This is a genomic window from Actinoplanes sp. NPDC049316 (assembly GCF_040677315.1).
Lineage (GTDB): Bacteria > Actinomycetota > Actinomycetes > Mycobacteriales > Micromonosporaceae > Actinoplanes.
The window spans coordinates 48727-62124 of record NZ_JBFAQM010000027.1; the positions used below are offsets into that span (position 1 = coordinate 48727).

Below are 13398 nucleotides of genomic sequence, written 5' to 3' on the forward strand. Positions count from 1 at the left end.
TCAGGCCTCCACCAGCATCTCGTCGCCGGCCATGTCGTTGTAGAAGTTCGGGTCCGCGGCGAGGATCGCCCGGCGCACGTCGAGCAGCTCGGTGACGCGCTGCTGGATGACCGCCGTACCGACCAGGCCGTCCTCCTCCGCGTCGCGGCGGGCGGTGGTCGAGTTCTCGGCGATGTCGACGATGCGGTCCACGACCAGCGCCACGCTGCGGCCTCCCTCGCTGTAGACGACCACCGAGACGGTGTCGCCCTCCTCCGTCTCGCTGTACGCCCCCAGCAGGTGCGACAGCCGTACCAGCGGCAGGATCTGGCCGCGGTACTGCACGACCTCGCGGGAGCCGGCGTGCTCGATGCGGTCCCGTGGGAACTCCTCGAGGCGGGTGACCGTGTCCAGCGGGATCGCCACCCGGCGCTCGCCCACCGCGGTGATGAGCAGTCGTTCGCCGGTGCCGGTCGTGCCGGTGGACCGGGACGCGCCGACGAGGCTCTCGCGCTCGGAGTCGACCGCCAGGTGCGAGCGGCGCGCCAGCGACGAGACGTCGAGGATCAGGCCGACCTTGCCGTCGCCGAGGATCGTGGCGCCGGCGTACAGGCCGATGTCCTTGAAGCGGCTGTTGAGGGCCTTGACGACGACCTCCTCGGTGTTGAGGACGCGGTCGACGACGAGACCGAAGCGGCGCCCGTCGGCCTGCAGCACCATGATGTAGACGCCCTGGTCACCGCCCGGGTCGAGGCCCAGGGTGCGGTCGAGGCGGACCAGCGGGAGCAGCTTGCCGCGCAGCCGGTAGACCGGCGCACCCGAGGCGTACTCGATCTTCGTGGACTGGCCGTCGATGAAGACGAGCTCGAGCACGGCCACCTGCGGCACCACGTACCGCTGGTCGCCGCAGTCCACGGTGAGCGCCTGGATGATGGCCAGCGTCAGCGGGATCGTGAGGCGCCAGACCGTACCCTGGCCCAGCGTCGAGTCGACGCTGACCGCGCCGCCGATCCGCTCGATGTTGGTCTTCACGACGTCCATGCCGACGCCGCGGCCGGACACGTTGGTCACCTTCGCCGCGGTGGAGAAGCCGGGCTGGAAGACCATCGCCATGATCTCGCGCTTGTCCATGTTCGGCACCTGCTCGGGACGGAGCAGGCCCTTCTCGACCGCCTTCTGCGCGATCCGCTCGACGTCCATGCCGGCGCCGTCGTCGGCCACCTCGACCGCGACGTGCCCACCCTCGTGGTACGCCCGCAGCGTCAGCGTGCCCTCGGGGCTCTTGCCCGCGGCGATCCGCCGGTCGGTGTCCTCGATGCCGTGGTCGACGGCGTTGCGGACCAGGTGGGTCAGCGGGTCCTTGACCGCCTCGAGCAGGCTGCGGTCGAGCTCGGTCTCCTTGCCCTCCATGACCAGCTCGACGCGCTTGCCGAGCGACTGGGAGAGGTCCCGGATGACCCGGGGCAGCTTCGACCAGATGTGCTCGATCGGCTGCATGCGGGTCTTCATGATGCCCTCTTGCAGCTCCGAGGTGATCATCCCGAGCCGCTGGGCGCTGCGCACGAGACCGGAGTCGCCGGTCTCCATCACGCCGCGGACGAGCTGGTTGCGGGCGAGCACGAGCTCGCCCACCATGTTCATCAGGGTGTCGAGCAGGTCCACGTCGACGCGGATGGCGCTGTCGGCGACGCTGCGCTTCGGGGTCTGCGCCTGCAGCGCTTCGTTGACCGCGGCCGGCTGGGTCTTGCCCTCGTCGAGCAGGATCGTGCCGAGCTTGCGCTCGTCGCCCTCGAGCTGCGACTGCAGCGCGAAGCCGATGTCGGCGGCCTGCGCCGCGCCGGTCTCGACGAGGATCTCGCCGAGCGGGCGGCGCTGCTCCTCGACCGGCTCGGGGGCCGGGCGCGCCGGTCGCTCCTCGAGCGGCTCGGGGGTGGCGGCCGGCTCCGTCGCGGCGGCCGGCGCGGCGGCGGAGCCCGCGTCGCCCGGGGCGTTCATCTGCGCGTGCACCGCGGCGATGATGCTGTCGACGTCGACGTCGCCCTCGGAGCCGTTCTGCTCGATGGCCTCCAGCAGCGACCGCACGCCGTCGATCGTCGCCAGCAGCGTGGTGATCGTCGTCGGCGTGACCGGCTGGACGCCGTCCCGCAGCCGGGACAGCAGCGACTCACCGGCGTGCGCGAGCGTCTCCAGCCGGGTGAAGGCCAGGAACCCGCTCGTGCCCTTGATCGTGTGGATCGCCCGGAAGATGCGGGAGATCAGGTCGCGGGACGACGGATCCTGCTCCAGCGCCACGAGGTCCCGGTCGATCTGATCCAGGTTCTCGTGGCTCTCCATGAGGAATTCGCCGACGATCTCGCCAAGGTCTTCCAACGCCCTACCTCCTGCTCGTTTCCCAAGACCCTCATCGACCTCCCGGGGCCTCACCTGAGGACACCGGGAGCGCTACAGGTTGCGGCTCAGGTGTCGCCGCCCGGGCGCCGGTAGCGGTAGCCGAAACCGCGTACGGATTCGATCGGGGACTCGTCGGGATCCGACCAGCCGAGCTTGCGGCGCAGCCGCAGCACGGCGAACTTGACGCGCTCCTGCCCGATGCCGGTGGGGTCGTCCCAGGCCTGGGTCAGCAGCTGGTTGGGGCTCAGCACCGCGCCGGCGTGCCGGACGAGGGCGTTGAGCAGCCGGAACTCCGTCGGGGTGAGGCGCTTCTCCTCGCCCTTGACGTAGACGCGGCGCTTCGTCGGGTCCAGGTGCACCAGCCCGTCGTCGTAGATCTGGCTGGCCCAGCTGTTCTGCCCGCTCGACGAGCGGCGCAGCAGCGCCTCCACCCGGGCCAGCAGCTCGTTGTTGGCGAACGGCTTGGTCAGGTAGTCGTCGGCGCCGCCGCGCAGGCCGCGTACCTTCTCGGCCTCCTGGCCGTGCGCGGTGAGGACGAGCACGGGTACGTCCGAGACGTCCCGCAGCCGTTCGAGCACCTGCCAGCCGTCCATCTCCGGCAGGCCGACGTCGAGCACGACCAGGTCGGGGTGTTCCGCGTACGCCTCCTTGAGACCGGTACGGCCGTCGCCGGCGTGCGCCACCTCGTACCCGGCCCGGCTGAACAGCAGCCGCAGCGCCAGGGCGATGTCCGGGTCGTCCTCGACCACGAGCAGTCTGCTCATGAATGGGTCACCATGCCCTCCGCCTCCCCCCGCGCGTCGCCAGACGCGGCTGACCGGCCGGCGCGGCACGCGCTCGGGCTGCGGGTCAGCGTCCTGCTCACGCCCCCCGCAGGTGCGAGCGGCGACGATGAAATGTCAGAAACTCACGATAGCGTGACGTGTCGGTTCATATACGAAAAGTTATAGTTCAGCGTGCGATCCCCCACGAACGCCTTCGCGCTGCAGGCTCGGTTCCTCGCGGTCATCTCCCACGAGCTGCGCACGCCACTGACCACGATCGCGTCGTTCACCGAGAGCCTCGACACCGACGACCTCGCCCCCGCCGAGCGCTCGGTGGCGCTGGCCGCCGTCCGCCGCAACACCGATCGCATGCTCGCCCTCGTCGCGGACCTCATGGTGGTGAGCCGGCTGCAGACCGGCGACCTGGCGCTACGGCCGGCCCCGGTGCAGCTCGGCGGCGTGATCCAGGAGGCGGCGGACCTGCTGGCGAGCCGGGAGCCGTACACCGCGGCGACCGTCCGGGCCGGCGAGGGGCCACCCCTGGTCGCCGACACGGCCCTGCTCCGCGACCTCTTCTACGCGGTCATCGGTACGGTGGCCAGCGGCGCCGCCGACCGGTCCGCGACGGTCAGCAGCGCCGCGGACACGTCCGGCTGGACGGTGACGGTGGTCGCCCGGCAAGCCGAGCAGCTCACCGACGAGCACCTGATGGCGGGCATGCTGGCCGACCCCGAGCCGCCGCACCGGCGCCGCAGCACGGCCCTGTGGATGCTGCTGGCCGAGGCGATCGCCACCCGGCACGGCGGCTCGGTGGCGCTCACCTACGACCCGGGAACGGGCGCCGGGACCGAGATCCGGCTTCCCCTGGCCATCCCCACAGATTGACACGCTCACCCGGCCGGGACGGCGGAAACCGGAAAAGATCGGACGTACACCCGAAAAGCCAGGTCCGATAACCAATGCCGGGCGAACAGGAGCCCGGCCGTGGACCGGGAGGCAAGCACCGTGTTCGACTCCGTACGCCGTATCGCCCTTGCCGCGGCCGCACCGGCCGCCCTGCTCGCCGTGACCGTGACCCCCGCGTATGCCGGCACCACCGGTCCCGCGGCGACGGCAGCGCGGCCGACCACCGAGCAGGTGCTCATGGACGACGTCATCGCGCGGACCAACGAGGAGCGGGCGCTGGCCGGATGCGATCCGCTCGCCGTCGAACCGGACCTGATGGTCGCCTCGGTACGCCAGAGCCACTACATGGCCGCGACCGGCGACTTCGGCCACATCGGCTGGCGGGGCTCCACCTTCGAGACGCGCTCGCGGGCGGCCGGCTACCGCTTCGTGGCCGGCGAGAACATCGCCTGGGGCTTCTCGGGCCCCGCCGAGGTGATGCGGGCGTGGATGGCCAGCCCCGAGCACCGCAAGAACATCCTCAACTGCGACGCCCGCTCCTTCGGCGCCGGGGTGCAGCGGGCCGCCAACGGCACCCTCTACTGGACGCAGGTCTTCGGCTGGCGCTGACGCCTCAGAGCGCGCACCCGACGAGGACGGGTTCGGGGTGCAGGACCACACCGAACCGGTCGCGGACGCCGTCGCGGATCTCCCGGGCCAGGTCCAGCAGCGCGGCCGTCGTCCCGCCGCCGCGGTTGGTCAGGGCCAGCGTGTGCTTCGACGAGATCGCGACGCCGTCGCGGCCGCCGTACCCCTTGGCGAAGCCCGCCTTCTCGATGAGCCAGGCGGCCGGCACCTTGACCGTGCCGTTCGGGGCCGGCCAGCTCGGCGGCTCGCCCAGGTCGGCGAGCCGGTCCTGGACCGCGGCCCACTCCTGCGCCGACAGCACCGGGTTGGTGAAGAACGAGCCCACCGACCGGGTGTCGGGGTCCTCCGGGTCGAGCACCATGCCCTTGCTCGCCCGCAGCTTCAGCACGGTCTCGCGGACGCGGTCGGCCGCGGCCCGGTCGCCCACCTCGACACCGAGCTGCCGGGCGAGCTCGACGTAACGGACCGGCGCGGACTCCGTGGACTCGGCAAGCCGGAAGTCGACGTGCAGCACCACCCAGCGATCGTTGTGCTTGAAGACGCTGGACCGGTACGCGAACCGACATTCGGGCAGCGACATGACTTTGATCTGGTCGTCCGCACGGTCGTAGACGTGCACCGCCTCGATCGTGCGGGCGACCTCCTGCCCGTACGCGCCGACGTTCTGGATCGGCGTCGCGCCGGCGGAGCCCGGGATGCCGGAGAGCGCCTCGAGGCCGGACAGGCCGCGGGCGAGCGTGTCGGCGACGAACTCGTCCCACGGCTCGCCGGCGGCCACGCGGACGAGCGCGCCGCGCCGGTCCCGGTCGATCACCTCGACCCCGCGGGTGCGCAGCAGCAGCACCGTGCCGGGGAAGCCCTCGTCGCCGATCACGACGTTGCTGCCGCCCGCCAATACCAGGACGGGTTCCCCTTCACGCGCGACTTGGCGTAGGATTTCGACCGCTTCGTCCGTTTCAGTCGCCACTGTCAGGACTCCCGCCGGGCCACCCAGGCGTAGCGTCGTGTACGCCGCCAGCGAACTGGCATGCACAGCGGGTGCGGCGGCTGGTGGGTCAGCACTAACGTCAGGCACGACGTCAACCCTAGGCCGACGGGTCACGGGGACCGTACGGGTGGTCCGCCTCCAGCGGGAGAAGCTGATGAACAGGCTCAACGCGACGAAGGACTTCTGGCTGGCCGCACTGCGGGCCGACGGTCCGGCGCTGCAGGACGCCGTCGCCGAGACGGGTCCGGACGCCGCCGTGCCCGCGTGCCCGGGCTGGACGGTCGCCGATCTCACCGAGCACCTCACCTCGGTGCTGCACTGGGTGCGCGAGCTGGCGCCGCGGGGCGTGGTGGACCGGCCGGCCGGCCGCACGATCCCCGATCCCCGGCCGGCGTGGCCGGACGCGCTGGATCAGCTGCGCCGCGAGACGACCGGCGCGATCGAGACCCTGGACGCCCTCGATCCCGACCTGCCGTCGTGGACGTGGCCGGCGCAGGCGAAGAAGGCCGGTTTCTGGCAGCGCCGGATGGCGCACGAGGTCTCGGTGCACCGCTGGGACGCGGAGCGCGCCGCCGGGCGCGCCACCGCGATCGAGACCAAACTCGCCGCCGACGGCGTGAACGAGGTGCTCGACACCTGGCTGCCGGCCGGTTACCGCAAGGGACCGACCGACCTGCACGGCGTCGTCCACCTGACCGCCACGGACGCAAGTTACGAGTGGTTCGTCCGGCTGCGTGGCGCCGGCATCGCCCTGCTCGACACCGGGACGATCCTCGACACCGACGACCACCACCCGCGGGCGGAGGCTTCGGGGACCGCGAGTGACCTGCTTCTGACGCTGATGGGCCGGATGGAACCGGACAAACTGACCATCGTCGGGGACCCTCGGCTGATCACGGCTCTGCGCGCCGGCTGACGTCCCACCATCCGGACAAGGTTCCGCAACTTCCGGATGCCTCCCGTAACAGTGAATGGCCTTACGCTGTACCGGTTAAGTTCGGACGGCACAGGGCCGTCCGCCACAGTTCCGCCGCTGATCACACCGGTCGGCGCGGCCCGGCAGGCGGCGGTATTCACGCAGGGAGCGGTGACGGCATGACGGCAACCGTCGAGGTGGAAGAGAGCGGTGAACCCCTGGCCACGGGCCTGAGGTTCCCCGACGGCTTCGTCTGGGGAGCGGCGACGGCGTCGTACCAGATCGAGGGCGCGGCCAACGAGGACGGCCGGGGCCCGTCGATCTGGGACACGTTCAGCCGCACGCCGGGGCGGGTGTACGCCGGCCACACCGGTGACGTGGCGTGCGACCACTACCACCGCTACGTCGAGGACGTGGCGATGATGGCCGATCTCGGGCTCGGCTCGTACCGGTACTCGATCGCGTGGCCGCGCATCCAGCCCGATGGCACCGGCCCGGTCAACACCCGCGGCCTGGACTTCTACGACCGGCTCACCGACGAGCTCATCGGCAAGGGCATCGACCCGGTGGTCACCCTGTACCACTGGGACCTGCCGCAGACGCTGCAGGACCGCGGCGGCTGGACGGTCCGCGAGACCGCCGAGGCGTTCGCCGAGTACGCGGCCATCGTGCACGCCCGCCTCGGCGACCGCGTCCGCACGTGGACCACGCTCAACGAGCCGTGGTGCTCGGCGTACCTGGGCTACGGCAACGGCGTGCACGCCCCCGGCATCCAGGACCCGGCGTCGGTCTTCAAGGCCGTGCACCACCTGTTGCTCGGGCACGGCCTCGCGGCGCGGGCGCTGCGCTCGGCCGGCGCGCAGTCGGTCAGCATCACGCTGAACCCGGCGGCCGTCTTCCCGCTGGACCCGGCCAACCCGGCCGACGTCGACGCCGCCCGGATCGTGGACGGGCTGAACAACCGGATCTTCCTCGACCCACTGTTCCGCGGGGCGTACCCGGAGGACATGCGGCAGCTCATGAGCCGGTTCACCGACCTGAGCCACATCCGCGAGGGCGACGAGGCGATCATCAACGCCCCGATCGACGTGCTCGGCGTGAACTTCTACACCCCCACGTACGTCTCGGCGCAGCCCGGTCAGCCCGCCAAGCTGGACGCGCCCGGCACCGAGGGCATCGCGTTCCGCGCCCCGGTCGGCCCGATCACCGACATCGGCTGGCAGATCGAGCCCGCCGCGCTGACCCGGCTGCTCGACCGCATCCACACCGACTACGGCGTGCCGATGATGATCACCGAGAACGGCGCGGCGTACCCGGACGGCCCGTCGCCCGAGACCGGCGAGGTGCACGACACCAACCGCATCGAATACCTGGACGGCCACCTGCGCGCGTGTCTGGACGCCATTTCCCACGGGGTTGACCTTCGGGGATACTTCGCGTGGTCTTTGATGGACAATTTCGAATGGGCCGAGGGCTACAAGATGCGCTTCGGGCTCGTGCACGTGGACTACACCACGCAGCAGCGGGTTCCGAAGGACAGCGCCAAGTGGTACCGGGAGGTGATCCGGCGCAACGGTCTGAGCGACCGGGACCGGATCGGGGAGTGAGCTGATGGTGACGCGGGAGCGGCCGACACTCGAGGCGGTGGCCAGACGGGCCGGGGTCTCGCGGGCGACCGTCTCCCGCGTCGTGAACGGGTCGACCACGGTCGCGGTCGCGATCCGCGACGCGGTCAACCAGGCCGTCGAGGAGCTCGGGTACGTCCCCAACCAGGCCGCCCGGAGCCTGGTGACCCAGCGTACGGAGTCGATCGCGCTGATCCTGCCCGAGACGGCCAGCCGGGTCTTCTCCGACGACCTGTTCTTCCCGGCCGTGATCCGGGGCGTGAGCGTGGAGCTCGAGGCGGCCGACAAGCAGCTCGTGCTCATGATGGCGGGCTCGGCGGCCAGCCACGACCGCGTCGAGCGGTACGCGATGGCCGGGCACGTCGACGGCGTCATGTTCGCCTCGATGCACGGCGCCGACCCGCTGCCCGGGGCGCTGGCCCGGCTCGGCATCCCCGTGGTGTGCAGCGGCCGGCCGATGACCCCGGCCGAGCTGCCCGTGCCGTACGTCGACGTGGACCACATCGGCGGGGTGGCCGCGGCCGTACGCCACCTGCTCGCCACCGGGCACCGCCGGATCGCCACGATCGCCGGCCCGCAGGACATGGTCGCGGGCATCGACCGGCTGACCGGCTACCGGACGGCCCTCGACGAGGCCGGTCTCGCCGAGCACGTGGCGTTCGGCGACTTCACCCGCGACTCCGGCGTCCAGGCGATGCGCCGCCTGCTCGCCGACGACCCCGGCCTGGACGCGGTCTTCGTCGCCTCGGACATGATGGCCCACGGCGCGCTGCAGGCCCTCAAGGACGCCGGCCGCCGCGTCCCCGACGACGTGGCGGTCATCGGCTTCGACGACTTCGAGATCAGCCGCCTCAGCGACCCGCCGCTGACCACGGTCCGCCAGCCGATCGTCGACATGGGCCGGACCATGGCCCGCCAGATGCTCGGCCTGGTCGACCACCGCCGCGACGTCCCGGCCGTGGTGGTCCTGCCCACCGAGCTGGTCGTCCGCGCCTCCGCCTGACCGGCGCTACAGCGAGCTGGTCGTCACGATGTCGGTGGGCAGGCCGAGCACCTTGCGTGACAGCAACGCAGCGCCCGCGACCGCCGCCGGCATCAGCAGTACGGCGCCGAGCGGGATCAGGAAGCACACGAACACCGCCACGCCGAAGCCCAGCGCCAGCGGCCGCCGCCCGGCCAGCGCCTGACGCCGGTCCCGGAGGCGCTTGTCGCGGCGCTGGAACGGCACGCCGGTGAGCTCGACGGCGAGCAGCCAGCCGCCGATGGCCCCGCCGACCACCGGCACCACGGTCTGGCCGACCACCGGCAGGAAACCGGCGAGGAACAGCGGGATCCCGAACAGGATCGACAGCCCGATGAGCCGCAGCGAGTCGCGCAGGCTGCGGCCCAGCGAGCGCAGCAGCGGCACCTCGACCTCGTCCGGCACGCCCCCGTAGCGGCTCTCGACCGCGCCGGAGATCTTCTCGTAGAAAGGGTCGCCGATCAGCAGGGTGACGGCGGTGAAGGTCAGCACCCCGAGCAGGCCGCCGAGGCCGAGCAGCGCCGCGCCGGCCACGAACCGGATCGCGCCGCGCCACATCGAGGACCAGTCGTCGGCGAACCAGGTGGCCGTCGCGGCGAGGTCGTCGATGAAGACGGCGAGCGTCACGAGGGCGGCCGCGTACAGCAGGCCCGACAGGAGAGCGGGCAGCAGGCCGAGACCGAGCAGCCGTGGGTTGCGCAGCACCAGGCCGAGACCGCGGCCGAGCAGGCCGGCGCCGGTGAGGAATTCCCGGAGTGTGCCGCCCGGGCCCAGCTGAGACTTCGCCACAGTTCGAGGAGCTTAGGGCCTCCGGACCAGCCGCAGGCCGGAGGGCGCCGGGGTGGCGCTCGCCGAGGTGGTCGTGGCGTCCGGATCCGGCGGCGTCGTGAACACGGAGGCCGGCGTCGGTACGGGCGGCATCGTCAGCGACGGCGCCGCGGATCCGGAGGCCGGGGCGGAGGGCGTACCGGAGCTCGGTGCGGCGCTCGCCGGCACGCTCGGCCGTACCCGCTCCACCACCGACACCGGCTTGGGCGCGCGGGGAACCCAGTCGCCGACCGACTCCGGGACGGTCTTGCTGGCGGCCGGCGCGCTCCCCAGGGTCCCCGCGCCGCCCGGGGCGCTCACGGCGGGAGACACCTTCTCGGGACTGCCGAGGGCCCATCCGAGGCTGACGGCGAACGGCAGACCGAGCGCTACGAGACCGAGGAAGACAGTTCTGGGGGTGAGCCGCACGACAGGAACACCGACGAGCGCGGCAAAAGGTTACGCCGATCGCCGATCGCCCGCCGGTATCGATCGCCAACCGCTTGATCAAGCGCCCCCCGAACCGGTACTGTCCCGGGGCTCGCATTCATTGCGACCACTTTCACGGGGAGAGTTATGAAGACCGGAGGATCGCGCGGACTCGCCGCGTTGCTGACTCTCGCGCTCGGCGCCGGCACGGTGGCAGGCGCCGGCTCGCTCGGCACGCCCGCCTGGGCCGCCGGAGCGGGCACCTACAGCCTCAACACCACCAGCATCTTGCCGGGTCAGACGGTGACGCTGACCCAGACGGCCTTCGAGGACAGCACTCCTGACACCCCGGCGACCGTCACGGTCGCCTGGGGCGACAACTCCACGTCGACGTTCGCGTCGGGAGCCTCCACGGTTCAGCACTCCTATCCGAATGCCGGCAGTTACACGGTCGCGGTGACCATCACCGACGACGGAACGTCCACGCAGGGCACGATCACCAATGCGAAGGTGACGGTCGCCGGTGGCAGCTTCAAGTTCGACCCCACCTGGAACTGGACCTGGCTCAACGGCAACCACGAGGCGACGCTGAAGCTGTCCGGGATCCCGAGCAACACCACCCGGGTCTGGGTCCACTGGGGCGACGGCGAGACCAGCCTGGTGAACAAGGCCAACACCTCGGTGAAGCACCTCTACCACTGGGGCGACGACGGCAAGAGCACCGCGAGCGTCACGCTGGAGAACGCCCAGGGCAAGGTGACCAAGTCGGCGGGCACCTACACGATGCTCTACGACTCGTACGCGCCGTCCGTGACCTTGAAGGTCCCGAGCAGCCCGTCGAAGGCGTCGTCCTGGAAGACCATCCAGGGCACCGCCAAGGATTCGCAGATCGGGCTCGACGGCGTCGGCGTGCAGATCTACCGGTGGAAGGGCTCCTCGGACTGGTACTACAACTTCTCCACCAACAAGTGGGTCAAGTACAACTTGAGCAACCCGCAGATCCCGTCGACGGCGGTGAAGTGGATCAGGCCCGACTCGGCCGGTAACTGGAAGGTCTCCGGCATCACCGGTCTCGCGAAGGGCTACTACATCGAGGTCCACTACTTCGCCTGGGACAAGGCGGGGAACGACACCGGTGAGAAGTACCGCATCCAGAAGCTCACCAGCTGACCATCAACGCATTGTGGCCCGGACCGTTCGGTCCGGGCCATCATGCGTTGAGGAACGTGGAGATCCGCTCGCGCAGCTCGCGCCGGTGCGTCCAGAGCACCGCGGGCCGGTCGTAAATGTGCAGGTCAGCGCCGGGAAGCAGGCCGGCCAGGCGTTCCGCCCAGGCCGCCGGGTGCAGGTCGTCGCCCACGCAGCCGATCACCAGCGCTTTCCCCGGGTACGCCCGCAGCGCCCCGACATCCGCAACCGCGGGCTCCCGCCACAACGTATCCAGCTGCGGCGCGAGCCCGTCGCGGAGCAGCTGATCGACGCGCTGCCGCAGGTGGCCCCAGCCCGTCGGCGTGTTGCGCACCGACGGCGGCAGCTCCGGCTCGACCGCCTCCGCCACCGCCGCGGCCTCCCCCGTGGCGATGGCGGCGAGCAGCCGTTCCAGCCGCTCCTGTGCCGCGCGCGGCCGTACGCCGTCCAGCGGCGCGGGCAGGTAGAGGACCACCCGCTCGAAGCGCCCGGGATCCGAGGCGAGAAGCCGGCAGAGGGCACCGGAGCCCATGCTGACCCCGAGCGCCCGGGTCGCGCCGGCGCGGTCGGCCACGGCGCGCAGGTCGGCGGCGAGATCGGCGAAGGTCCACGGTCCGGGCGGGGCCTCGGAGCGGCCGTGCCCGCGGAAGTGGAAGAAGACCCGGCGGCCCGCGACGGCGCTGCCCAGCGGGCGGGTGCCGGCGAGGTCGCCCGCCAGCCCGTGCGCGAACACGGTGACCGGGTCGCCGGCGCCCGTGACGAGCTGCTCCAGGCGTACGCCGTGCGGCGTGCCGACGAGCTCGGTGGGCGGGGCCGGCAGCGTGGGCCGGCCGGAGCGCGGGGCGGTGGGCCGGGGTCCGGGGTTCCGCGGGCCGCCGTCCGGGGGCGGCGGCCGGCGGAGTCTCACCAGAAGCCCTTGCCGTCCGACAGGTCGCGCAGCCCGGGACGGACGTCGAGCAGGTAGATGAGGGCCGCGGCCAGGCCGATCAGGCCGAAGATGCCGATCGGGCCGATCACGTAGGTGAGCACGAGGCAGACGGCCAGGATCGCGATCCACGCGCCCTTGGGCAGGGTGCCGATCGCCTGGAAGCCGTCGCCGCGCTGCGTCACGCAGTGGATCAGGGCGATGGCTTGCACGATCAGCGAGCCGATCATCACGAGCACGTCGATGTAGAGCCTGACGTGCAGATAGAACTCGGGCGCGGCGGAGACCATGGTGAAGAGTCTATGCCGCGGGCCCCGGCTTCGGCCGGGGCCCGCGGTTGAACGCCGGGTGTGTCCGCTTACTCGGCGGCCGGGCGGGTGGCGCGCTTGCGGGGCTTCGGGGTCGCCTCGGCGGCGGCCTCGACGGCCTTCGGCTCCTCGGTGGTCACCATGTCGGCGTTGACCACGTCGGCGGCCTCGACGACGCCGGTGCCGATCACGCGCTCGCCACGGGCGACGAGGGTGGTGTACAGGGCGGTGGCCCGCTCCTGGGCGACCTGGGCGAAGGTGAGGGCGCTCGTGGTGGCGGTCTCACGGAGCTTGTCGAAGTCCGTGGTGGTCGCCTTGTCACGCAGCGAGGTCGCGGTGGTGCCGGCGGCCTCGTTGGCCATCCGGAGCGAGGCGACGGCGCGGTCGCTGAGCTCGGTCACCACGGCGGGCAGCTTGCGCAGCTCGCGCCAGGCGAGGTCACCGGCGCCGGCGGCGGCGTACAGCGGGGCGGGGATTCGGGTCTTGGTCTGCTCGGGCATGAGGTCTCCTCGGGCTTGCGGTGG

The 13398-nt window shown here is 71.6% G+C and carries 14 protein-coding genes; 6 read left to right on the plus strand and 8 right to left on the minus strand.

Translation table 11 applies throughout. The annotated features are described in order from the left end of the window. Both AB0K03_RS31260 and AB0K03_RS31265 read right to left on the minus strand, forming a co-directional pair. A complete protein-coding gene (locus AB0K03_RS31260) occupies nt 1-2349 on the minus strand; it encodes a chemotaxis protein CheW (RefSeq protein WP_364692219.1) in 2349 nt (782 codons plus the stop codon). Nucleotides 2350-2435: 86 nt separating this feature from the next. After that, nucleotides 2436-3134 (minus strand): response regulator transcription factor, encoded by a 699-nt coding sequence (locus AB0K03_RS31265; RefSeq protein ID WP_249610640.1) that lies wholly within the window; start codon nt 3132-3134, stop codon nt 2436-2438. A 192-nt stretch (nt 3135-3326) separates the two neighbouring features. Between AB0K03_RS31265 and AB0K03_RS31270 the strand changes: the two genes are divergently transcribed. Both AB0K03_RS31270 and AB0K03_RS31275 read left to right on the plus strand, forming a co-directional pair. After that, nucleotides 3327-4019 (plus strand): HAMP domain-containing sensor histidine kinase, encoded by a 693-nt coding sequence (locus AB0K03_RS31270; protein ID WP_364692222.1) that lies wholly within the window; start codon nt 3327-3329, stop codon nt 4017-4019. A gap of 99 nt (nt 4020-4118) precedes the next feature. Further along, on the plus strand, nt 4119-4649 hold the full coding sequence (locus tag AB0K03_RS31275) for a CAP domain-containing protein (protein WP_364692225.1): 531 nt from the start codon (nt 4119-4121) through the stop codon (nt 4647-4649). Nucleotides 4650-4653: 4 nt separating this feature from the next. Here AB0K03_RS31275 and AB0K03_RS31280 read toward each other — a convergent pair whose 3' ends face one another. Beyond that, a complete protein-coding gene (locus AB0K03_RS31280; RefSeq protein ID WP_364692228.1) occupies nt 4654-5742 on the minus strand; it encodes a UDP-N-acetylmuramate dehydrogenase in 1089 nt (362 codons plus the stop codon). 67 nt (nt 5743-5809) lie between these two features. On the opposite strand from AB0K03_RS31280, the gene AB0K03_RS31285 reads away from it, so the two are divergent. The 3 genes from AB0K03_RS31285 (at nt 5810) to AB0K03_RS31295 (ending at nt 9199) form a co-directional block, all read left to right on the plus strand. After that, entirely contained in the window at nt 5810-6571 is a 762-nt protein-coding gene (locus tag AB0K03_RS31285; protein WP_364692231.1) for a maleylpyruvate isomerase family mycothiol-dependent enzyme, read from the plus strand. Between the two features lie 179 nt (nt 6572-6750). After that, nucleotides 6751-8178, plus strand: coding sequence for a GH1 family beta-glucosidase (locus AB0K03_RS31290; RefSeq protein ID WP_364692234.1), 1428 nt, complete (start codon nt 6751-6753; stop codon nt 8176-8178). 4 nt (nt 8179-8182) lie between these two features. Further along, complete coding sequence (locus tag AB0K03_RS31295; RefSeq protein ID WP_364692237.1) at nt 8183-9199, plus strand: LacI family DNA-binding transcriptional regulator; 1017 nt, start codon at nt 8183-8185, stop codon at nt 9197-9199. A gap of 6 nt (nt 9200-9205) precedes the next feature. Here the strand turns inward: AB0K03_RS31295 and AB0K03_RS31300 are convergent, their stop codons facing one another. Continuing rightward, on the minus strand, nt 9206-10006 hold the full coding sequence (locus AB0K03_RS31300; RefSeq protein ID WP_364692240.1) for an EI24 domain-containing protein: 801 nt from the start codon (nt 10004-10006) through the stop codon (nt 9206-9208). Between the two features lie 12 nt (nt 10007-10018). Further along, a complete protein-coding gene (locus AB0K03_RS31305; RefSeq protein WP_364692243.1) occupies nt 10019-10345 on the minus strand; it encodes a hypothetical protein in 327 nt (108 codons plus the stop codon). A 255-nt stretch (nt 10346-10600) separates the two neighbouring features. On the opposite strand from AB0K03_RS31305, the gene AB0K03_RS31310 reads away from it, so the two are divergent. Then, entirely contained in the window at nt 10601-11623 is a 1023-nt protein-coding gene (locus tag AB0K03_RS31310; RefSeq protein ID WP_364692246.1) for a PKD domain-containing protein, read from the plus strand. Nucleotides 11624-11663: 40 nt separating this feature from the next. Here the strand turns inward: AB0K03_RS31310 and AB0K03_RS31315 are convergent, their stop codons facing one another. The 3 genes from AB0K03_RS31315 to AB0K03_RS31325 all read right to left on the minus strand — a co-directional run bounded on the left by AB0K03_RS31315 (nt 11664) and on the right by AB0K03_RS31325 (nt 13374). Beyond that, nucleotides 11664-12551, minus strand: coding sequence for an alpha/beta hydrolase (locus tag AB0K03_RS31315; RefSeq protein WP_364692410.1), 888 nt, complete (start codon nt 12549-12551; stop codon nt 11664-11666). Then, nucleotides 12545-12856, minus strand: a complete 312-nt coding sequence (locus AB0K03_RS31320) for a DUF2516 family protein (RefSeq protein WP_364692249.1) — start codon at nt 12854-12856, stop codon at nt 12545-12547. Before AB0K03_RS31320 ends, AB0K03_RS31315 begins: the two co-directional genes overlap by 7 nt. A 68-nt stretch (nt 12857-12924) precedes the next feature. Next, nucleotides 12925-13374 (minus strand): hypothetical protein, encoded by a 450-nt coding sequence (locus tag AB0K03_RS31325; RefSeq protein WP_364692252.1) that lies wholly within the window; start codon nt 13372-13374, stop codon nt 12925-12927. Between the last annotated feature and the right edge of the window lie 24 nt (nt 13375-13398).

Excerpts from the sequence above, each read along its gene's own strand:
- AB0K03_RS31265 (WP_249610640.1), bottom strand. The coding sequence starts at position 3,134 with ATGAGCAGACTGCTCGTGGTCGAGGACGACCCGGACATCGCCCTGGCG.
- AB0K03_RS31320 (WP_364692249.1), bottom strand. The coding sequence starts at position 12,856 with ATGGTCTCCGCCGCGCCCGAGTTCTATCTGCACGTCAGGCTCTACATC.
- AB0K03_RS31325 (WP_364692252.1), bottom strand. The coding sequence starts at position 13,374 with ATGCCCGAGCAGACCAAGACCCGAATCCCCGCCCCGCTGTACGCCGCC.
- AB0K03_RS31295 (WP_364692237.1), top strand. The coding sequence starts at position 8,183 with ATGGTGACGCGGGAGCGGCCGACACTCGAGGCGGTGGCCAGACGGGCC.
- AB0K03_RS31290 (WP_364692234.1), top strand. The coding sequence starts at position 6,751 with ATGACGGCAACCGTCGAGGTGGAAGAGAGCGGTGAACCCCTGGCCACG.
- AB0K03_RS31285 (WP_364692231.1), top strand. The coding sequence starts at position 5,810 with ATGAACAGGCTCAACGCGACGAAGGACTTCTGGCTGGCCGCACTGCGG.
- AB0K03_RS31310 (WP_364692246.1), top strand. The coding sequence starts at position 10,601 with ATGAAGACCGGAGGATCGCGCGGACTCGCCGCGTTGCTGACTCTCGCG.